The organism is Neisseria sp. HMSC061B04 (genome assembly GCF_001836705.1).
In the GTDB taxonomy this organism is placed as follows: domain Bacteria; phylum Pseudomonadota; class Gammaproteobacteria; order Burkholderiales; family Neisseriaceae; genus Neisseria.
Genome location: NZ_KV830189.1, coordinates 146394 through 167083, shown reverse-complemented (window position 1 = coordinate 167083; position 20690 = coordinate 146394). Strand labels below are relative to the sequence as shown.

Sequence of the window (20690 nt, the reverse complement as noted above, 5' to 3'; positions counted from 1 at the left end):
CAAATTCCTTGGAATGGTTGATACGGTAATGGATAAAACCGCTTACGTCCAGCTTGTCATAGCTGCTCAGGCTATCCGTGTAAACAATGCTGTCCGGCATGATTTTCTGTTTGATAACAGGCATCAAAGTATCGGACTTGGCATTATCTACGACAACGGTATAGATCCGTCCGTTGCGTTTCAGAATGCCAAAGACAACCACTTTTCCTGCCGCACCGCGTCCGCGTTTGCCTTTGCGGTGTCCGCCGAAATAGCTTTCGTCCAGCTCGACAGGGCCCTCAAAAACCTCATCGGCAACCAAGGCCAGATAATGGCTGATAACCATACGAATTTTGCGGTAGAACAGAATAGCGGAGTTGGGCTGAATGCCCAAAATATCAGCAGCGGAACGAGCGGTAACTTGGAGTACAAAAAATTCAAGTAGTTTTTTTTTGAACCCTTTTGCTTAATTTACAATTGGTTATCTGCATTCTTGTAGCCTAGCATAACTGCTAATCTACGTCAGCCCCAAAATAATTCAGGCCGTCTGAAAAACATTTCAGACGGCCTGAAACAATCAACATCCCAGCCGCCGTCATGTAAACAAACCATAAAAAACCGCATTTATCATTAACAATAAATTACAAAAACAGTATAATGACCAAGCTGTCATGAACGCATGCCGACTCAAACCGAAAGCTTTGTAACGCACTGAATAGAGATGCTTCCCCAGGAAAATAATACAACAAGCCGAACATCTTTAAAGACAGGCCGGTAAGGCAACTGCAAAACTGTGCCGAACCCTATTTTTTTACAAAGCCATCGACCGGCATCGCCGCCTATATGCCGCAGCACCCGTCTTCCACTTTATCCGCCCGCAAACCATGACCGCCGCTCCTGAAATCCTCTACCGGCAAGCCGCCGCCCTTTTGGAACAATCCCATACCGCCCAAGCCCTGCCCCTGTTGCAACAGGCGGCAGAGCAAGGTTATGCGGAAGCTGCTTTCGTATTGGGCAACCATCTGCTGCAAAACGGCCAACCGGAGCAGGCACTTTCATGGTTGGAAGCCGCCGCGGCCCAACGCCACCCCAAAGCGCTCTTTACCCTGCTGCAACAGCGCGAACACAACGGCACCCCGACCGGACAGCTCCTTAACGAATATGCCTGGCTGGGTGAGCAGGGACACCCTGAAGCCCAATTAATCCTCATGCGTTACCACGCGCAACGCAACGATCCACAATCGCTCTACTGGGCAGAGCTTGCCGCCGCCCGATATGCCGCGCCCGCGTATTACCATCTGGCACGCCATCATCAACGCCAAGGCGACGTTGCGACAGCCGTCGAACAATACGAAAAAGCGGCCGCCCTCGGCGTGACTGCCGCCTGTTGGCAACTCGGTCAAATCTACTTCTACGGCACAGGCATCAGCCCCGACCACGCACAAGCCGAACAATACCTCGAACAAGCCGCGCAAGCCGGCCATATCGCCGCACAAACCCTGCTGGCCGACCTTCTTGCCGCCCAACGCCGACCCGAAGCCTTGGAATGGTATCGTCGTGCCGCCGACAAGGAACAAGCGGAAGCTCAAGCCAAGCTGGCACAATATGCCCTGACCGGCGAACTTTCCGAACGAGACCCGTTCCAAGCGGCACGCTACGCCAAAGCCGCCGCCGAGAAAAACCATCCCGAAGCCCTGAAAATCATGGGCGACCTCTACCGCTACGGCCTCGGCATCAAAGCCGACAACCATGTCGCGCACGATTACTACCACCGTGCCGCCGCGCTGGGTTCTGCCGCCGCCGCACAAAAACTCGTCAGCGATGCCGCGCTGTACCATCCGCAACAATACGAACAAATCAAAACAGCCGCCCTGCAACAGCAACAAACCGAGACCGCATACCGTTTGGCTGAAGCACAAGCCCGCGCCATCGGCCGTCCTGCCGACTACAATGCCGCGCGCAAAAATTACATGGAAGCGGCCGAGTTCCATCATAAAAACGCGGCGGCAGCCTTGGGCCGCATCTACCATTACGGCCTCGGTACGGCGCAAGACCCTCGGGCGGCCGCCTACTGGTACGCCATCGCTGCCGAACAAAACCACCCTTCCGCCCAATACCACCTTGCCTGTTTCTACTATCACGGGCAAGGTGTAAGCTGCCATGTTCCGACTGCCTGCTACTGGCTGCAGGCCGCCATCGGCAACGGGCATACCTCGGCCGGGTTATTAACATCCCTCTTGGAACAATGGCGCCGCGAAGCGCATCATGCCATCGGGAAAAAGGCCGTCTGAAAAGATTTACACACGCATTTTTTGACAATCTTTAACTATTCCCCTAATATTTGCCAGTTATTTTTCACGGACAAGCCATCGTTTTCATTTCTTTCCGGAAACACCTTGTCCGCGCATCAATACCATGACACTCGGCGGATAACGCCAAGCGTTGAAACACACTGCATCCGGAAAGAAACGGATACTCGGAAAAACATTTCTAGGAGGTGAAACAACATGGAATGGGAATTCAACAGTTATTACACACTGATTGCCGCCACGCTCGTGTTGCTGGTTGGTAAATTTCTGGTTCAAAAAATCAAATTCTTACGAGACTTCAATATTCCCGAGCCGGTCGCCGGCGGTCTAGTTGCCGCTATCGTCCTGTTCGCCCTGCACGAAGCCTACGGCGTCAGCTTCAAATTTGAAAAACCGCTGCAAGATGCGTTCATGCTCATCTTCTTTACATCCATCGGTTTGAGCGCGGACTTCACCCGTTTGAAAGCGGGCGGCCTGCCTTTGGTCATCTTTACCGCCGTGGTGGGTGCATTCATCATCGTCCAAAACTTCGTCGGTGTCGGCTTGGCAAGCGCATTGGGTCTGGATCCGCTGATCGGCCTGATTACCGGTTCGATTACCCTGACCGGCGGTCACGGTACAGCCGGCGCATGGGGTCCTGACTTTGAAAGCAAATTCGGCCTGACCGGTGCAACCGGCTTGGGTATGGCTTCCGCCACCTTCGGCCTCGTATTCGGCGGTTTGATTGGTGGGCCTGTTGCACGCCGTCTGATCAACAAAATGGGCCGTAAACCTGTCGTCAAAACTGCCAAATCCGACGACAACGATGCTGCCGACGACGTCTTCGAACAAGCACAGCGCACCCGTCTGATTACGGCTGACTCCGCTGTCGAAACACTCGCGATGTTTGCCGCATGTTTGGCTTTTGCCGAAATCGTCGACGGCTACGACAAAGCCTTCTTCGACCTGCCTAAATTCGTATGGTGTCTGTTTGCCGGCGTGGTCATCCGCAACGTCCTGACTGCAACCTTCAAAGTCAATATGTTCGACCGCGCCATCGACGTATTCGGTAACGCCTCCCTGTCGCTCTTCCTCGCCATGGCTCTTCTGAACCTGAAACTGTGGGAATTGACCGGTCTGGCAGGCCCGGTAACCATCATCCTGGCCGTACAAACCGTCGTCATGATTTTGTACGCAACCTTCGTTACCTACGTCTTCATGGGCCGCGACTACGACGCCGCCGTCTTGGCAGCCGGCCACTGCGGTTTCGGTTTGGGTGCCACCCCGACTGCCGTTGCCAATATGCAGTCCATTACCCAAACTTTCGGCCCTTCGCACAAAGCCTTCCTGATTGTGCCTATGGTGGGTGCGTTCTTCGTTGACCTGCTCAACGCCGCCATCCTCTCCGGCTTCGTCAGCGTCATCAAAGGCTGATACGTCCGACATAGAAAAGCACTTGCCGCATTTACTTGCAGCAAGTGCTTTTGCTATGATAGGCACGTCAGGCCGTCTGAAAGGCCGTCACCTTCAGGAGTACACATGTACAAAAAAACCGCTTCCGTATTGATTTTAAGCACAATTCTGCTTGCCGCATGCAGCAAAGAAGAGCCCAAAGCCGCACTTGATTGCGCCCAACCGGCCACACTGCAAAACATCCGTACCACCATCGAAGACACCCTCAAACAACAAGCGCGCTCCTTCGCCCGCAATGACAACCGCCAATTCGTCGATGCCGACAAAATCATCGCCGCCGGCCTCGAATTAGAAACCCTGCTTGAAGACCCCAAAGAAACCGAAGACGACGGCAAAGCCATCTGCCGCGCCAACCTCAAAATCCGTATTCCCGACACCATCCTCAAAACGGCCATAGACAACAGCCCGCTGATTTACGGTAGCACCCCGTTGGCCGACATGCTCGAACAAAAACTGATGGGCAGCAACCTGACCTTTGAAAACAACACGTTCAGCACCACCCTGCTCTATACCCCCGACAAAGACGGCAAACCGGTTTTCGAAGACAATACCCTAAGTTCCACTGCCCAAACCCTTTCCGCCACCCTGCTGCCCTACGGCGTGAAAAGCATCGTCATGATAGACGGCAAACCCGTGTCCAAAGAGCAGGCCATCAAACTGCTGCAAAACCAAAACACGGAAGAGCCGCCGACTGTCAATCCGCAAGACATCCTTGAAAACAACGCCGCCAGCCAGACTGCCGGCCTGACCGATGACGGCGACGATTCAGATTACGAAGTCCTGCGCCCCGACCATGAAACCCAACGCAACGAGCCGTCCGGCCTCAGCCAAAGCGAACTCGACAACGCGCGCGCGCAAAACCGTCAGGCGGACGGCGAAATCAACGACCTCTGGGGCGGCTTGGACAGCGATGTCAAACAACAAATCCTCGGCGAGCAACGCGCCTGGATTCAAAGCAAAAAACTCAACTGCCAACAAGCCGCCGCGTCCGCAGACAACGCCGCACAAACAGAATACCTGCGCCTGCAGTGCGAAACCCGCATGACCCGCGAGCGCACACAATACCTGCGCGGCTATTCCATCAACTAAAACCGATAAGGCCGTCTGAACATTCAGACGGCCTGCACGAAAGCACATCACATCATGCAATACCGAATCCACCGTGAAGGCGATGCCCAAAACACACCCTCTTCAGCCTCCACCCCCGTCGACAACTGGGAGCGCAACACCCTGCGCGAAGTCCTTCTCGCCGCCTACCAAGAACAACGCCGCGCCCGCATTTGGCGCAACATCTGGCGCGGCGTCGCCGTCCTCATCTTCCTCAGCCTGATTTTCGGTCTTGCGGAAGAAGAAGGAAAAACCACGTCGGTCCAAGCCCGCAGCGAACACACCGCCGTTATCGACCTGACCGGCGAAATCGGCAACGACATCGACGACCAAGTCCAAATCCTGCGCGACAGCATGGAAGCCGCCTACGAAAACGGCAACGCCAAAGCCATCATCATCCGCGCCAACAGCCCCGGCGGTTCGCCTGTCGTGTCCAACACGGCCTTTAACGAAGTCCGCCGCCTCAAAGCCGAACACAAAGACATCCCCGTTTACCTCGTTGCCGAAGACATGTGCGCTTCCGGCTGCTATTACATTGCCGCCGCAGCCGACAAAATCTACGCCGATCCTTCCAGCATCGTCGGCAGCATCGGTGTGATCGGCGGCGGTTTCGACTTTACCGGCCTGATGGACAAAGCCGGTGTCAAACGCCGTCTGAAAACCGCCGGCAGCAACAAAGGCATGGGCGACCCTTTCACACCTGAAACGCCGGCGCAAACCCAAATTTGGGAAAGTATGTTGGGCGATATCCACCAAGAATTCATCAAAGCCGTCAAACTCGGCCGCGGCGCAAGGTTGAAAGACAAGCAATATCCCGACGTTTTCAGCGGCCGCATCTATACCGGCAAAGAAGCCAAACAGGTCGGCCTGATTGACGACTTCGGCAGCATTTACAGCGTCGCCCGCGATGTCGTCAAAGCCCCCGAGCTGGTCAACTACACGCCGCAAGACGATTTCAGCAAAATGCTCAGCCGCCGCTTCGGTGCGGAAGTGAAGGCCAAAGTCAAAGAAACTTTGTCTGAAATTTGGTAAACAAAAAACCAAAAGGCCGTCTGAAACCCTAAAAATCGGGGCTTCAGACGGCCTTGTTATATATGGTTTTTAAAATAAAACGCTGATTATTGTCCAAACACTCATCGGCTTTATCAACCGACAGACAAATATTTCCTGATGATGCTCTTACAGGAACACTTTACGCCGACAAACGATCAAACCTCCACGCTTCAGACGGCCTGTTTCTGCATATTGTGCGCCATATCGAGCGCGGCGCGGACGGCGGTCATCAGGCTGCCGGAATCGGCTTTGCCCGTGCCTGCCAAATTCAAGGCCGTGCCATGATCGACGGAGGTGCGGATAAAGGGCAGGCCGAGGGTAATGTTCACGCCTTCGCCGAAACCGGCGTATTTGAGCACCGGCAGGCCCTGGTCGTGATACATGGCGAGGACGGCATCGGCATCTTTGAGCAAGAAGGGTTGGAACACGGTATCGGCCGGATAAGGGCCGCGCGCGTCTATGCCTTCGGCCTGCAGGGCATGAAGCGCCGGAATAATGGTGTCGATTTCTTCGTGTCCCAAATGGCCGCCTTCGCCGGCGTGGGGATTGAGGCCGGTAACGAGGATGACCGGTTTGGCTATGCCGAACTTATGACGCAGGTCGTGTTCAAGAATGCGGACAACCGACTCGATTAAAGGCTTCGTGATGGCGGCGGAAATGTCTTTCAGCGGCAGATGGGTGGTCACCAACGCCACGCGCAGGCCGCCGCCGGTCAACATCATGACGACTTGTTCGGTATGGCTTTTTTCGGCAAGGTATTCGGTATGGCCGCTGAAAAAGCCGTTGCCTGCGTGGGCATCGTTGATGATGCCTTTATGCAGCGGCGCAGTCACCATACCGGCAAACAGGCCGTCTGAAATGCCTTGATACGCCGTATCCAGCAGCCGGAGCACATACGCGGCATTGGCAGGATTGAGTTCGCCCGCCCGACATTCGGCATCTAAAGGAATATGCAGAACTTCGAGTTCGCCCTTGGGCAACGGATCGGCCGCTTGAGCTTGAAAATCGCGCAGGATGACGGATTTGCCGAGCTGTTCGGCCCTTTGCGCCAACAGGTTTTTATCGCACAAAACAACGGGGCGGCAAGGAAGGTCGGCGAAAGCCAAATCAAGGCAGATGTCGGGGCCGATGCCGGCCGGTTCGCCGGAAGTGATGGAGAGGATGGGAGCAGTCATGGTGTTTCTCGGTATGGTTTACAGTATTTAGACAACAGTCAGGCAAAATGCCTGCCCTACTTTTGCAGATTAACACAAATACAAAAAGGCCGTCTGAAAACAGTTTTTGCTTGGTCAAACTGTGTTCAGACGGCCTTGTCTGTTTACCGTTTTATACTTAAGAACGGCGGCCGATCATGCGGTACAAAACGTCGTGGCCTTGAATGCGGTGGACGATGACCATGGCAATGTGGCCGGCGACCAGCGCGAAGAGCAGCCAGCCGAGTTTGCCATGCGCCATATTGCCGAGGTTGGCCATCCATTCGATTTTTTCAGGCGAACCCTGCATCACTTGGACACCGAATACTTTCAACGGGCCGCGGCCGCTACCGTATTGGCGGATCATGCCGATAACGGGAACGGCAAGCATGAGGACGTAAAGGGCAAGGTGGCCGGCTTTGGCGGCAAAGCTGTCAGCGGCAGGACGTTTGGACGCATTGATCAAGGCCCAAACAATGCGCACGATAATCACCAGCAGCGTGATGAAACCGATGGATTTGTGCACGCCGAAGAGTGCGCCGACCCATTCTTCGCCGTCATAAATGGTCCAGATGGCGATGGTGGTCAGGATGCCGATGAAGCCGAGTACGGTCAGCCAGTGCAATGCGCGCGAGACGGTATCGTAGGTTTGGGGACGTGTAGCGGTCATAATGTTTCCTTGTTTTTGATTTATTTGATTTTTTGAAGCGGCGGATTGTATCAAAAATGCCCAACCAATTTTGTTGCCTTTTTGAAGAAATTTCGTAAATATTTGAAAATTTTAAAGAAACAACGATTTTATCCGTTCAACTACCCGGGCCGTCTGAAAACAAGGGCAGGAATACCACCTTCTGCGCCGAACTCGGGCTAAAATAGGCGTTTTTATTCTCGGGTACGCATCGATGCAGGTTTGGGTTCGGCGGTGTGCGCTGTTGCTGCTGCCTTTGGGTTTCTTGGCGGTCATGGTGGCCGCGCCTTTGCTGTCGCTGGCGTTTTACGACGGCGAGGGCGCTTGGGCGGAAGTGGTGGCTGATGACTATATGCGCCTGCGCTTGGGCTGGACGGTGGCGCAGGCGGTTTTGACCTGCGTCTTGGTCACGGCTTTGGGCGTGCCTGCGGCGTGGGTGCTGGCGCGGATGGACTTTGCCGGACGGCGCACGGTTTTGCGCCTGCTGATGCTGCCTTTTGTGATGCCGACTTTGGTGGCAGGCATGGGCGTGCTGGCCTTGTTTGGCGCACACGGCATGCTGGCGGCAGGTTGGCAGGACACGCCGTGGCTGCTGATTTACGGCAACGTGTTTTTCAACCTGCCGGTTTTGGTACGCTCGGCGTATCAGGGATTTGTGCGTGTGCCGCAGGCGCGGTTGCTGTCGGCGCAATCTTTGGGCGCGGACGCGTGGCGGCGGTTTGTCTGGGTCGAATGGCCGGTGGTGCGTGCATGGGTTGCCGGCGGCGCGTGCTTGGTGTTTTTATATTGCTTTTCAGGCTTCGGGCTGGCCTTGCTGCTCGGCGGCGAGCGTTTTGCAACGGTGGAAGTGGAAATCTACCGGCTGGTGGCGTACGAGTTGGACATGGCGCGTGCGTCGGTGTTGGTGTGGCTGGTTCTGGCGGCTACGGCGGCGGCCGGTGGTTTGTATGCGTATTGGAGCAAGCGCGTGGCGGTGGATAAGTCGGTCTCGCCTTTGCCTCCGCGCGCGCCGGTACGGGCTTGGGAAAAATGGCTGACGGCAACGGTATTGGCCATGTTGGTGCTGTGCTGCCTGCTGCCTTTGGCGGCGGTGTGGCTCAAGGCGGCAACAGCAGGCTCTTCGTGGGCGGTTTTGCTGGAAGCGCAAACGTGGGCGGCAGTGTGGAACACGATCCGTTTCTCTGCGGCAGCCGTGGCGGCAGCGACGGTTTTGGGCGTGCTGTATGCGGCAGCGGCACGGCAAATGGCGTGGTTGCGCGCGCTGATGTTTTTACCGTTTATGGTGTCGCCCGTGTGCATCGCGTTTGGTGTTTTGCTGCTCTATCCGCAATGGACGGCTTCGCTGTGGCTGCTGACGGCGACTTACGCGCTGTTGGCGTATCCGTTTGTGGCCAAAGACGTATTGGCTGCGTGGGACGGTTTGCCCAAAGATTATGCGGAGGCGGCGCACACCATGGGCGCAAACGGTTTTCAGACGGCCTGTTATGTAACCGCGCCTTTATTAAAACCGGCCTTACGGCGCGGCCTGACTTTGGCTTCGGCAACGTGTATCGGCGAATTTGCAGCCACATTGTTCCTGTCGCGCCCCGAATGGCAGACGCTGACCACCTTGATTTACGATTATCTCGGGCGCGCCGGTGCGGACAATTACGGACGGGCGATGGTGTTGACGGCCGTATTGACCGCTTTGGCTTTGGCGGCATTTTTGCTGGTGGACGAAGCAGAAGGACAAAAGGCCGTCTGAACGCGTTCGGTTTCAATTTCCTCCCTTCCCATGCGCCATTGCGGCCTGTATCGAAAATTGATTGAATCCGCTATATAATTTGTTTTTAACCGTAACCAACACGACCTATCATGACCGACTTAGAAACCAAACGCCTTGAAACCCAAGCCATGCTGGACAATGCCGACTTGCTGTTTGACCAAGAACAATGCCGCGCGGCCCTGCAAAAAGTTGCCGACGACATCACCCGCGACTTGGCCGACAAATACCCCCTGCTGCTGCCTGTCATGGGTGGAGCGGTGGTGTTTACAGGACAGCTGCTGCCGCTGTTGCGCTTCCCTCTGGACTTTGACTACGTCCACGTTTCCCGCTACGGCGACAAACTCGCAGGCGGCGCGTTCAACTGGAAACGCATGCCCGACCCCGAGCAAATCAAAGGCCGTCATGTCGTCGTTTTGGACGACATCTTGGACGAAGGCCACACCATGGCCGCCATTCAGGAAAAACTGTTGGAAATGGGCGCGGCGAGCTGCCGTGCGGCCGTATTTGCCAACAAGCTGATCGACAAAGAAAAACCGACCCAAGCCGACTATATCGGTTTGGACGTGCCCAACCGCTACGTCTTCGGCTATGGCATGGATGCCGCCGGCTGCTGGCGCAACCTCGGCGAAATCTACGCCTTAAACAACAAATAAAACCAAGGCCGTCTGAAAGGTTTTCAGACGGCCTCAAACCAACACTAGGAACACATCATGATCGGCCTGCTTATCATCACGCACGAAACCATAGGCGAAGCCTACCAAGGGCTGACCCACCATTTCTTCCCCAACGGCTTTCCCGAAAACGTCCGTATTCTCGGCGTTCAGCCCAATGAAGACCAAAACGACATCATCAATAACGCCATCGCCGCCTTGCAGGAATTTCCCGACAACCGCGGCGTACTGATCATGACCGACATCTTCGGCGCCACCCCGTGCAACGCCGCACGCCGACTGGTGCGCGAAAACAAATCCGCCATCCTGACCGGCCTCAACGCCCCGATGATGATTAAAGCCATCCAATACTCATCACAAGCCGAAAACCTCTCCGACTTCACCGAAACCGTCAAAGAAGCCGCCATCCGGGGCATTTTCGCCATTACATCCGCACCCGAAGACCTGGTGTGCAAAGAAAACGGCTAAGGCCGTCTGAAAACATTTACTTTACAACCATTAGGGGAAATCCATGCTCAAACAAGAAATCGAAATCATCAACAAACTCGGCCTGCACGCGCGCGCCTCCAGCAAATTCACCCAAACCGCCTCCCAATTCCAAAGCGAAGTCTGGGTTACCAAAAACGGCAACCGCGTCAACGGCAAAAGCATCATGGGCCTGATGATGCTGGCCGCCGCCAAAGGCACCGTGATTGAGCTGGAAACAGACGGCGCAGACGAAGCCGCCGCCATGCAGGCGTTGACCGACCTCATCAACGACTACTTCGGCGAGGGCGAATAATGAGCATCGTCCTACACGGTGTGGCCGCAGGCAAAGGCATCGCCATCGGCCACGCCCACCTCATCACGCGCGGCACAACGGAAGTCCCCCAATACGACATCGATCCCGACAAACTTGATACCGAAGTCGCCCGTTTCGACAACGCCATCAAAGCCACGCGCAAAGAATTGGAACAATTGCGCAGCGCGATTCCCGAAAACGCCCCGACCGAATTGGGCGCGTTCATTTCCCTACACCTCATGCTGCTGACCGACGTTACCCTCTCGCGCGAACCCATCGACATTTTGCGCGAGCAGAAAATCAACGCCGAATGGGCATTAAAACAACAAAGCGACAAGCTCGCCGCCCAGTTCGACAGCATCGACGACGACTACCTGCGCGAACGCAAACAGGACATGCTCCAAGTCGTCCGCCGCATCCACAACAACCTTGTCGGCCAAAGCAACGAAATCAACCTTGCCGGCAACCTGTTTGACGATACCGTCCTCATCGCGCACGACCTCTCGCCTGCCGATACCGTACTATTCAAAGAGCAGCACATTACCGCCTTCGTAACCGATGCCGGCGGCCCGACCAGCCACACCGCCATCTTAGGCCGCAGCCTCGACATCCCGTCCGTCATCGGCCTGCACAACGCCCGCAAACTCATCACCGAAAACGAAATCGTCATCGTCGACGGCATCAACGGCGTCCTCATCATCGATCCCGACGAAGTCGTCCTCAACGAATACCGCCGCCTCGCCCGCAAATACCGCAGCCACAAGCGCGAACTCAACAAAATCAAAAAAACTGCCGCCACCACGGCCGACGGCATCAACATTGAGTTGCTCGCCAATATCGAATCCGCCGAAGACATCAAAGCCCTGCACAACTTCGGCGCAGACGGCGTCGGCCTGTTCCGCAGCGAATTCCTCTACCTCAACCGCGACAACATGCCGACCGAAGACGAACAATACGAAGTCTATGCCGGCATCGTCAAAAAACTCAAAGGCAAAAACATCACCATCCGTACCGTCGATTTGGGCGTCGACAAAAATCCGCGCTGGTTCGGCCAAAACAGCACGCCCAACGGCAGCCTCAACCCCGCGCTCGGCCTGACCGGCATCCGTTTGTGTCTCGCCGAGCCGGTCATGTTCCGTACCCAAATGCGCGCCATCCTCCGCGCCGCCGCCCACGGCCCCGTGCGCATGATGTGGCCGATGATTACATCTATTTCCGAAGTGCGCCAATGCCTTATCCATCTGGACACGGCCCAACGCCAGCTGACCGAACGCGGCGAAACCTTCGGCCCGGTCAGCATCGGCTGCATGATCGAAATCCCGTCCGCCGCCATGACCGTCGGCAGCATCCTCAAGCTCGTCGACTTCGTTTCCATCGGCACCAACGACCTGATTCAATACCTCCTATCAGTCGACCGCGGCGACGACAGCGTCAGCCACCTCTACCAACCCGGCCACCCTGCCGTCCTCAAAACGCTGCAACACATCATCCGCACCGCCAACCGCATGGAAAAAGGTGTCTCCATCTGCGGCGAAATGGCCGGCGATACCGTCTTCACCCGACTGTTGCTCGGCATGGGCTTGCGCCGATTCTCCATGAACCCCAACAACCTGCTTTCGGTTAAAAACATCATCCTGCACAGCCACACCGGCCATCTTGAAAACGATGCCGCCAAAATCCTGCGCTGCGAAGACCCGGAAAAAGCCGAGAAACTGATTAAAATCCTCAACCAAAGCGAGCAGGCGGAATCACAGGCCGTCTGAACTAACAAGGGCGTGTTTCGATACACGCCCTTTTTATTCGTCCCCATTTTTAGTTTATGCCCGATTCGCCCTCAAGCCCTCTTCTTCCCTATTTCGCCCTTTCAAAAACCAACCTTTTTCACTTTTCCCAAATACTGCTTACAGGCCGTCTGAAAAATATAGGGCGCAAGTGAAATAAAACTTTTATGCCCACACCAAAGGCCGTCTGAACCCCGATTACAAGGTTTCAGACGGCCTTGTTTTCAACCGAATACCTTTTATTTTTTTGCAATAAAAACCCTTTACCTATCCCTTCCTGCTACTGCCCACTATGGCTTTAGACACACCATATCATTCCTTTTTACTAGGTCTTCAGTACACCCAAGCCCTATATCAACACTATCCCTTCGTTTTAATGATGCAACTTTTTATTCCGAAATATGTCTATCCCTACATTCACTTGAAAAAAGATTCAATACCTTGTAAATTTATAAAAAGATAGTAATTATCATCATATTTTAAAGGAATGATTCATGAGATTTACGCAACTTTCTGCTTTGATTACCGTCGCAGCTTTATCAGTCGGCTCCGTATCCGCTTTTGCCAAACCTGTTCAGCTGACCGATACCGTCGGCCGCAAGGTAACCGTTGACCTGCCTGCCAAACGCGTGGTTTTGGGCTTCTATTACCAAGACTACATGGCCATCGGCGGTAAAACCGCGCTGGACAACGTCGTCGGTTTCTCCAAAGCAGTTTGGGCCGACTGGGCGCCACCAAGCTGGGCGGCATTCAGCAAAGCCGTGCCTAAGTTGAACCAGCTTGCCGACGTGGGCGAAGTGGAAGTCGGCACATTCTCGATTGAGAAAGTATTGGCATTGAAACCCGATTTGCTGGTTTTGGCCGAATGGCAATACAAGGCTTTGGGTTCCGATCTCGACCGCATCAACAAAGCCGGCATCCCCATCGTCGTGTTGGACTACAACGCGCAAACAGTGGCCAAACACGTTCAATCGACCAAACTCATCGGCACATTGACCGGCCAGCAGCAAAAAGCCGACAAACTGGCGGCAGACTACAAACGCGTTGCCGACACCATCCAGGCGCGCGTGCAAAAAGCCAACCTGCCCAAGCCTAAAGTCTATGTCGAGTTCGGCAACAAAGGCCCTGCGGAACACAGCGTTACCTTCGGCAAAAGCATGTGGGGTTCGATGGCAACGCTGGTCGGCGGCAACAATATCGCCGCTTCTTCGGTTGAATTCTACGGCCCGATCAATCCTGAAAAAGTCCTCGCCGCCAAACCCGACGTGATCGTGATTACCGGCCGCGAAACCGAATTGAAGAAAAACCCTGCCGCCATGGTAATGGGCTGGGGCATTCCAAAAGCCGAAGCGGAAAAACGCTTGGCTGGTTTTGCCAAACGCGCCGGCTGGGCGAACCTGCCTGCGATTAAAAACAACCGCCTCTACGCCGCCTACCATGCCAACTCGCGCACGCTGTCCGACAGCGCATCGATTCAATTTATGGCCAAAGCGATTTATCCGCAGTTGTTTAAAGATTTCAACCCTGAGAAAACCTATCTGGACTTCTACCGCCAAAACCTGCCCGTCGTTCCGAGCGGCACGTTCTACCTCTATCCGAAAGGACAATAAGGTAGTTTAGATTTTCAGACGGCCTTTTAAATCGGAAGGCCGTCTGAAATTTTTGCGGAAGAAAAAGGCAAACCTGTTCTCCCCTTTCACAACACTCTTTTTTAAAGGTTTGAAACATGAATGATTCGGTTGTCGCCGAGATTGTGAAAAACCAGCGCAGGCTAGAAGGCAAGCGTTGGTTGATTGTTTTGATGTTTTTAATCATCGCGGCGGTCAGTTTCTTATTCGACATCGCCACCGGCCCGGCGATGACGGACACGCTGCCTGTCGGAGAAGTGGTTAATGTTTTGCTGGGCAAACCCGAAGTCGATGAAATGAACCGCCTGATTGTGATGGATTTGCGCCTGCCGATTGCGGTGATGGCGCTGGTGGTCGGTGCGGCTTTGGGCGTCGGTGGGGCGGAGATTCAGACGCTCTTGAACAACCCGATGGCCAGCCCTTATACGCTGGGCTTGGCTGCGGCGGCGGGTTTGGGCGCGTCGGTGGTGATTGCGTTCGGCGGTTTCGGGCTGCCTGAAACGGTCGCCGTCCCCATTGGTGCGTTTGTGATGACCATGCTGGCTTCGGGCATCTTGTTTCTGTTTGCCTCGGCGCGCCGCTTCAATTCGGCGATGCTGGTGTTGGTGGGGATTGCGCTGTTGTTTCTGTTTCAGTCGATTTTGTCGCTGATTCAGTTTATCGCCGCGCCTGAGATTTCGCAGCAGATTCTGTTTTGGCTGTTCGGCAGTTTGACCAAGGCGACTTGGGAGACGGTCATCGTCACGGCGGCGGTTACGGCGGTATGCGTGTTTCTGCTTTCGCGCGACGTGTGGAAGCTGACCGCGCTGCGTTTGGGCGAAGAGCGCGCCGTCGGGCTGGGTATCAATCTGCAATTTTTGCGCCTGAAAACGCTGGTGTTGGTGGCGGTGATGACGGCGACGGCGATCAGTTTTGTCGGCGTCATCGGCTTTATCGGCTTGGTCGCGCCGCATGTGGCGCGGATTCTTTTAGGCGAAGACCAACGTTTCTTCCTGCCCGGCGCGATGCTGGCGGGGGCGGCGTTTTTATCGGTCGCCAGCGTGTTGTCCAAGGTGATTATCCCCGGCGCGCTGTTTCCGGTGGGCATCGTTACGTCGTTTGTCGGCGTGCCGTTCTTCTTCTGGATTGTATTAACGAAACGATAGGCCGTCTGAAATGTTGAAACTTGAAAACGTACACATCCGGCGCGGCGATTATGTCGTCGCCGACAATATCGATTTGACGCTGGAACAAGGCAAAGTCTATTCCGTGCTCGGCCCGAACGGCACGGGCAAATCCTCGCTGATGAAAACGATTTTCGGCGAAGTGGCGCACAAAGGCACCATCCGCTACGGCGACGAAATGTTGAGCAAAATCCACCTGCAAAGCTGGCGCAAACGCATAGGCTATATGCCGCAGGACACCGCCGCCGAAGCCTCGCTGACCGCGCTGGAAGTCGTGCTGCTCGGCCGCATGGACGCGCTGCACATGCACGTCGGCGACGAACTGCTGCACGAAGCCGCAAGTATCATGGCGGAGCTGGGTATCGGCCATCTGGCGCACCGCGACGTCATGCGGCTTTCCGGCGGACAGCGGCAGCTCGTGATGTTTGCCCAAGTCATGCTGCGCCGCCCCGAAATCCTGATGCTGGACGAACCGGTCAGCGCGCTGGATATGCACCATCAACTCAATCTTTTAGAACGCGTGGTGCAATACACGCACGAACACAATCTGGTTACGCTAATGGTCTTACATGATTTGAGCCTCGCCGCGCAATTTTCAGACGGCGTGATTCTGCTCGGCGAAGGCAAAGTACAGGCGCAGGGCGCGCCGCAGGACGTATTGCAGGCGGACATGATCGGCAGGCTGTACAAGGTGGATATCGAACTTTTATACGACAGCAAAGGCCTGCCCGTTATCCGCCCGATGCGGCAGACGGCGTAACTTAACCGCTCCTGAAATGTCGGATTTGAGCATCCGGCCTGCGAACTCCCTGCAACTTATCCCCTCTCCCGCGGAAGAGGATTAAGGAGAGGGCAGTAAGCCCAAGGCTTACTTCTTCGACGCATCAGCCCGACCTCTATTTTTTATCCTTAGAAAGGACTTTCCCATGAAAAAATCACTCTTTCTCCTGATGCTGACTGCTTCCCTCAGCGCATACGCCGCCAACCACGAAATCAAAATGCTCGACAACGGCAAAGACGGCAGCATGGTGTTCGAACCAGGCTACGTCAATGCCAAAGTCGGCGACACTGTTACCTTCAAAGCTACTAACAGCGGACACTGGGTGCAAAGCAAAGCCCTGCCCGACGGCGTTGCCGACTTCCTATCCGAAGACGGCAAAGACTTCACGCTCAAGCTCGACAAAGAAGGCGTGTATGTCTATACCTGCCCGCCGCACCGCATGATGAACATGAGCGGCGTGATTCAGGTCGGCAAACCGGTGAACAAAGCCAAAGCGCAAGCCGTTGTCGATGAAATGGAAAACCGCGCCATGCAAAGCAAAGGCCGTCTGAAAAAATACATGGCGCAAGTGAAGTAAAAGCGTTTATGCCTGCATTAAAGGCCGTCTGAAACCTTTCAGACGGCCTGTTTCCTTTGCGTAAAACACGCATCAAAGCTATATCTTCCGTTTCAGTTTCCGATAAAATAGGCCTATTCCGACACAAGACCCGTAAGCATGATACGCCGCCTTTACGCCACGCTATGGCACCTCGCCCCCTTCCTGATCCGCCGCCACCTGCGCCGCCGCGCCCTCAAATCCCCAGCCTATCTCGAGCATTGGGACGAGCGTTTCGGGCAGGCGTATCCCAATCCCGTGCAACATCCGATTTGGATACACGCCGTATCCGTCGGCGAAACGCGTGCGGCCGAACCTTTAGTGCAAGCATTGCGCCGCCATTTTCCCGACTCGCCGTTTCTGATTACCCAAATGACGCCGACCGGCCGCGCCACCGCGCAATCCCTGTTCCCCGATGCGCAATGCCGTTACCTGCCCTACGACAAATCCGAATGGGTCGCCCGGTTTTTAGCCGAACACCGCCCCATCTGCGGCATTTTGATGGAAACCGAAATCTGGCCCAACCTGATGCACGGCTGCCAAAAAGCAGGCATTCCCCTCTTTCTGGCCAACGCGCGCCTCTCCGAAAAATCCCAACGCGGCTACCTCAAAATCCGCAAACTGGTCGAGCCTGCCATGCAGACCCTCTCCGGCTGCTTTGCCCAAACCGCCGCCGATGCCGAACGCCTGCACCTCATCGGCGCATCCAACGTCCACGTCTGCGGCAACACCAAATACGACATCGCGCCCCCCGACGACCTGCGTCCGCTTGCCGCCGCCTTTAAAGAACGCATCGGCGCACGAGCCGTCGTCGTCTGCGCCAGCACGCGCGTGTACAAAGGCACAGACGAAGCCGAGCTGCTCCTCAAAGCATGGCAGGGCTACCGCGACAATGCTTTGTTGGTCATCGTCCCGCGCCACCCTGAAAACTTTCAGACGGCCTACGATACCGCCAAATCGCTTGGTTATACCGTCCAAAAACGCAGCGACGGACAACCCGTTTCCCCCGATACACAGGTTTGGATAGGCGACAGCATGGGCGAACTTGCCGCCTACTACCTCAGCGCAGACATTGCCTTCGTCGGCGGCAGCCTCGTAGATGCCGGCTGCCAAAACATCATCGAACCCATCGCCTGCCGCGTCCCCACCCTCTTCGGCTACTCCAACTACAACTTCGCCCAAGCCTGCAAAGGCGCAGTCGAAGCCAAAGCCGCCGTCCGCGTCGAAACCGCCGAAGCCTGGTATAGAACCACGCGCCAATACCTCGACGACGAAACGCTGCGCCAACAGCTGATCAGCCACACCGAGCAATTCATTTCGCAACACCAAGGCGCCAGTGCCAAAATTGCCAAAGCGATTGCGGATTGTTTGAATCAGCGTTAAACAATAAAAAACCGCCTGTTCATGACAAACAGGCGGAAACTGAAAAACAGTTTTTTGTTTTCAGCCGTTTAATTGACTAAGAGCAGGAACAGGGTTAGGATAATCCTAACGACTGTCCGCAGTCTCAGTCATGAACGACCCGTGCGAGTGGTATGTTTCATGATTGAAACCATCCTTTCTAGGGCGGTTTCAGCACAAAGCCCCACTGCAATGGGGCTTTTTTGCTACCAGCCCCGCAACAATTATACCCAAACTTCCTAAAATCATTCCAAACAAATTTCCACTGAAAAGGCCGTCTGAAACCCCAATGTTTTGGGTTTCAGACGGCCTTTTCTCAACCTACAAACTTAACGTCCTGCTTTCAACACGCGGCGTGCAAACACGAACATACCAAAAACAAAAAACGCCAAGCCCAGCCATTTGGCGGCCGTATCCCAGTTTTCCAGGTTCAGGGCCAAAGGCGCATCCGAACCGCCGTTGGTTACGGAGAAGGCGATGATAAACGCCATAATCACACCGATCAGGCTCTCGCCGACAATCAAACCGGCGGAAAACAGCGTACCGATACGTTCCGCATTTTTCAGACGGCCTTCACGGTTTTCCTGACGGCGGGCAATGACGGATTTCAACACCGCCGCCAATACCGCGCCGATTACAATCGGCATATTCACAGACGGCGGCAGGTAAATGCCCATGCCCACGGCCAATACCGGCAAAGCGCGCTTGCCGCCGGAAGATTTGCGCAATGTGAAATCGACCGCAATCAACGCCACGCCGATGCCCACACCAGTGAAAATATAATCCCATTGCAGATTGTGCGAGAAAATACCTTGGGCGATGGTGGTCATCAAAGTTGCCTGAGGCGCGGCAAGGGCTTGGGCCGCATCCATGCCTTCACGCGGCATCGCGCCGGTAAAGCCGTAGGCTTCATACAAAAGCTCCAACACAGGCGAAATCACCAATGCACCGACAACGCAGCCGACAATCAGCGCGACCTGCTGTTTCCAAGGCGTTGCCTTTACCAGATAACCCGTTTTCAAATCCTGCAGGTTGTCATTGGAGATCGAAGCCACACAAATCACAGACGCGCCGCAAAACAGCGTCAACGCCAGCAGGAATTTGCGGTTTGCCTCATCCGCCATCAAGCCGCCGGATTCACCGACCAACAGCAACACCAGCGAAATAATAACGATAGAGACGATGCCCACGCCCGAAATCGGGCTGGAAGACGAACCGACCAAACCGGCCATATAACCGCAAGCCGCGGCCACCAAAAAGCCGATAATCGAAGCCAGCAACGTACATACGACCACCAACAGCCAAGCCAAACCGCCGGAAATATGCGAGTCGCCGATAAAGTGGAAGAAAGACACGCCCAACACCAGCATCATCGCCAACACCCAAGCAATCATCGCCTTAGGCGACAAATCCTGTTCCGTGCGCTCGGTCATCTGCGCGCCGCCGAAATTGCGGAAAGACAGGCGCATACCCTCGACCATCGGTTTCATCAAAGTCAACAGCGTCCAAATAGCCGCGATACCGATCGTACCTGCGCCGATAAAACGGACTTTTTCCTTCCACAAAGACATCGCAAAAGGAATCATCTCCATATCGGCAGGTTGCGGAATATGCGCCGACAGATAAGGCACGGCCACACCCCAGGCAATCGAAATACCCAGCAAAATCGCGATACCGCCGGTCAGTCCGACCAAATAGCCCGCGCCCAGCAAAGCCAGCGAAAAGCCCATCGGCACTTGAAACACCGACGCGCCGCCTTTAAACCAAAAGCTCGCGCTGTCGGCCACCACGCGCAAACCGCTTGCGCAGAAGCTCATCAAACCGGCCAGAGCGCCGCCCGACATCAACTCCTTGATACCGCTGCCGCCTTCCTGTTTGTCCGCATCATGGTCGCCGACCTTCAAAATCTCAGCCGCCGCCACGCCTTCCGGATAAGGCAAATCGCTCTTCACCACCATCGCATAACGCAAAGGCACAGTGAAAATCACACCTAAAATACCGCCGGACATACACAGCAGCGTTGTCTGCCAAAACGGAAAGCCCGCCCAATAACCGGCCATCAGCAAACCCGGCAGAATAAAAATAATACTGGAGAGCGTACCCGCGGCCGAAGCCTGGGTCTGCACCATATTATTTTCCAGAATATTACTGCCTTTAAAAAACTTCAAAACCGCCATCGAAATCACCGCAGCCGGAATCGAAGACGCAAAAGTCAAGCCCACCTTCAAGCCCAAATACACATTGGATGCCGTAAAAATCACCGTAATCAATGCGCCGAGAATTATCCCCCGCAGCGTCAGCTCACGGAAACTCGCATAAGGATCAACCGCCTGTTTCATAAAA

General features: G+C 55.0%; 17 protein-coding genes and 1 pseudogene. 14 read left to right on the top strand and 4 right to left on the bottom strand.

Annotated features, from left to right (window positions below):
* Nucleotides 1-470 (bottom strand): annotated as a pseudogene (locus tag HMPREF2661_RS05440) (IS1595 family transposase); the annotation flags it as partial.
* A gap of 393 nt (nt 471-863) precedes the next feature.
* On the opposite strand from HMPREF2661_RS05440, the gene HMPREF2661_RS05435 reads away from it, so the two are divergent.
* From HMPREF2661_RS05435 to HMPREF2661_RS05420, 4 genes are all read left to right on the top strand, one after another.
* On the top strand, nt 864-2270 hold the full coding sequence (locus tag HMPREF2661_RS05435; RefSeq protein WP_070822645.1) for a tetratricopeptide repeat protein: 1407 nt from the start codon (nt 864-866) through the stop codon (nt 2268-2270).
* A 216-nt stretch (nt 2271-2486) separates the two neighbouring features.
* Entirely contained in the window at nt 2487-3701 is a 1215-nt protein-coding gene (gene gltS, locus HMPREF2661_RS05430; RefSeq protein WP_049323627.1) for a sodium/glutamate symporter, read from the top strand.
* 105 nt (nt 3702-3806) lie between these two features.
* Entirely contained in the window at nt 3807-4829 is a 1023-nt protein-coding gene (locus tag HMPREF2661_RS05425; RefSeq protein ID WP_049323628.1) for a lysozyme inhibitor LprI family protein, read from the top strand.
* 54 nt (nt 4830-4883) lie between these two features.
* Nucleotides 4884-5879: a S49 family peptidase gene (locus HMPREF2661_RS05420; RefSeq protein ID WP_003747953.1), complete on the top strand. Its 996-nt coding sequence runs from the start codon at nt 4884-4886 to the stop codon at nt 5877-5879.
* Between the two features lie 191 nt (nt 5880-6070).
* Here HMPREF2661_RS05420 and pdxA read toward each other — a convergent pair whose 3' ends face one another.
* Nucleotides 6071-7075, bottom strand: coding sequence for a 4-hydroxythreonine-4-phosphate dehydrogenase PdxA (gene pdxA, locus HMPREF2661_RS05415; protein WP_049323630.1), 1005 nt, complete (start codon nt 7073-7075; stop codon nt 6071-6073).
* Nucleotides 7076-7232: 157 nt separating this feature from the next.
* Nucleotides 7233-7763, bottom strand: a complete 531-nt coding sequence (locus tag HMPREF2661_RS05410; RefSeq protein ID WP_084824308.1) for a cytochrome b — start codon at nt 7761-7763, stop codon at nt 7233-7235.
* Between the two features lie 232 nt (nt 7764-7995).
* On the opposite strand from HMPREF2661_RS05410, the gene HMPREF2661_RS05405 reads away from it, so the two are divergent.
* From HMPREF2661_RS05405 to waaA, 10 genes are all read left to right on the top strand, one after another.
* Nucleotides 7996-9525, top strand: a complete 1530-nt coding sequence (locus HMPREF2661_RS05405) for an ABC transporter permease (RefSeq protein ID WP_070822643.1) — start codon at nt 7996-7998, stop codon at nt 9523-9525.
* Nucleotides 9526-9635: 110 nt separating this feature from the next.
* A complete protein-coding gene (locus tag HMPREF2661_RS05400; RefSeq protein ID WP_003747943.1) occupies nt 9636-10199 on the top strand; it encodes a hypoxanthine-guanine phosphoribosyltransferase in 564 nt (187 codons plus the stop codon).
* Between the two features lie 57 nt (nt 10200-10256).
* The gene (locus tag HMPREF2661_RS05395) at nt 10257-10685 is read left to right on the top strand and encodes a PTS sugar transporter subunit IIA (RefSeq protein ID WP_003747942.1); all 429 of its coding nucleotides are present in this window, start codon (nt 10257-10259) and stop codon (nt 10683-10685) included.
* Between the two features lie 43 nt (nt 10686-10728).
* Nucleotides 10729-10998, top strand: a complete 270-nt coding sequence (locus HMPREF2661_RS05390; RefSeq protein ID WP_003747940.1) for an HPr family phosphocarrier protein — start codon at nt 10729-10731, stop codon at nt 10996-10998.
* Entirely contained in the window at nt 10998-12761 is a 1764-nt protein-coding gene (gene ptsP / locus HMPREF2661_RS05385) for a phosphoenolpyruvate--protein phosphotransferase (protein ID WP_070822641.1), read from the top strand. Before HMPREF2661_RS05390 ends, ptsP begins: the two co-directional genes overlap by 1 nt.
* 512 nt (nt 12762-13273) lie before the next feature.
* Nucleotides 13274-14389, top strand: coding sequence for an ABC transporter substrate-binding protein (locus HMPREF2661_RS05380; protein WP_049323634.1), 1116 nt, complete (start codon nt 13274-13276; stop codon nt 14387-14389).
* A gap of 116 nt (nt 14390-14505) precedes the next feature.
* Complete coding sequence (locus HMPREF2661_RS05375; protein ID WP_049323635.1) at nt 14506-15552, top strand: FecCD family ABC transporter permease; 1047 nt, start codon at nt 14506-14508, stop codon at nt 15550-15552.
* A gap of 10 nt (nt 15553-15562) precedes the next feature.
* Nucleotides 15563-16330, top strand: coding sequence for an ABC transporter ATP-binding protein (locus tag HMPREF2661_RS05370; RefSeq protein WP_070822639.1), 768 nt, complete (start codon nt 15563-15565; stop codon nt 16328-16330).
* Nucleotides 16331-16496: 166 nt separating this feature from the next.
* The gene (locus HMPREF2661_RS05365) at nt 16497-16928 is read left to right on the top strand and encodes a plastocyanin/azurin family copper-binding protein (RefSeq protein WP_063068540.1); all 432 of its coding nucleotides are present in this window, start codon (nt 16497-16499) and stop codon (nt 16926-16928) included.
* Between the two features lie 138 nt (nt 16929-17066).
* Nucleotides 17067-18329, top strand: coding sequence for a lipid IV(A) 3-deoxy-D-manno-octulosonic acid transferase (waaA, locus tag HMPREF2661_RS05360; protein ID WP_049323638.1), 1263 nt, complete (start codon nt 17067-17069; stop codon nt 18327-18329).
* Nucleotides 18330-18676: 347 nt separating this feature from the next.
* Here the strand turns inward: waaA and HMPREF2661_RS05355 are convergent, their stop codons facing one another.
* Nucleotides 18677-20686 (bottom strand): OPT family oligopeptide transporter, encoded by a 2010-nt coding sequence (locus tag HMPREF2661_RS05355; RefSeq protein ID WP_049323639.1) that lies wholly within the window; start codon nt 20684-20686, stop codon nt 18677-18679.
* Between the last annotated feature and the right edge of the window lie 4 nt (nt 20687-20690).

Bases quoted from the DNA above. Each gene is read 5' to 3' on its own strand.
- HMPREF2661_RS05435 (WP_070822645.1), top strand. From the start codon at position 864: ATGACCGCCGCTCCTGAAATCCTCTACCGGCAAGCCGCCGCCCTTTTG.
- gltS (WP_049323627.1), top strand. From the start codon at position 2,487: ATGGAATGGGAATTCAACAGTTATTACACACTGATTGCCGCCACGCTC.
- HMPREF2661_RS05425 (WP_049323628.1), top strand. From the start codon at position 3,807: ATGTACAAAAAAACCGCTTCCGTATTGATTTTAAGCACAATTCTGCTT.
- HMPREF2661_RS05420 (WP_003747953.1), top strand. From the start codon at position 4,884: ATGCAATACCGAATCCACCGTGAAGGCGATGCCCAAAACACACCCTCT.
- pdxA (WP_049323630.1), bottom strand. From the start codon at position 7,075: ATGACTGCTCCCATCCTCTCCATCACTTCCGGCGAACCGGCCGGCATC.
- HMPREF2661_RS05410 (WP_084824308.1), bottom strand. From the start codon at position 7,763: ATGACCGCTACACGTCCCCAAACCTACGATACCGTCTCGCGCGCATTG.
- HMPREF2661_RS05405 (WP_070822643.1), top strand. From the start codon at position 7,996: ATGCAGGTTTGGGTTCGGCGGTGTGCGCTGTTGCTGCTGCCTTTGGGT.
- HMPREF2661_RS05400 (WP_003747943.1), top strand. From the start codon at position 9,636: ATGACCGACTTAGAAACCAAACGCCTTGAAACCCAAGCCATGCTGGAC.
- HMPREF2661_RS05395 (WP_003747942.1), top strand. From the start codon at position 10,257: ATGATCGGCCTGCTTATCATCACGCACGAAACCATAGGCGAAGCCTAC.
- HMPREF2661_RS05390 (WP_003747940.1), top strand. From the start codon at position 10,729: ATGCTCAAACAAGAAATCGAAATCATCAACAAACTCGGCCTGCACGCG.
- ptsP (WP_070822641.1), top strand. From the start codon at position 10,998: ATGAGCATCGTCCTACACGGTGTGGCCGCAGGCAAAGGCATCGCCATC.
- HMPREF2661_RS05380 (WP_049323634.1), top strand. From the start codon at position 13,274: ATGAGATTTACGCAACTTTCTGCTTTGATTACCGTCGCAGCTTTATCA.
- HMPREF2661_RS05375 (WP_049323635.1), top strand. From the start codon at position 14,506: ATGAATGATTCGGTTGTCGCCGAGATTGTGAAAAACCAGCGCAGGCTA.
- HMPREF2661_RS05370 (WP_070822639.1), top strand. From the start codon at position 15,563: ATGTTGAAACTTGAAAACGTACACATCCGGCGCGGCGATTATGTCGTC.
- HMPREF2661_RS05365 (WP_063068540.1), top strand. From the start codon at position 16,497: ATGAAAAAATCACTCTTTCTCCTGATGCTGACTGCTTCCCTCAGCGCA.
- waaA (WP_049323638.1), top strand. From the start codon at position 17,067: ATGATACGCCGCCTTTACGCCACGCTATGGCACCTCGCCCCCTTCCTG.
- HMPREF2661_RS05355 (WP_049323639.1), bottom strand. From the start codon at position 20,686: ATGAAACAGGCGGTTGATCCTTATGCGAGTTTCCGTGAGCTGACGCTG.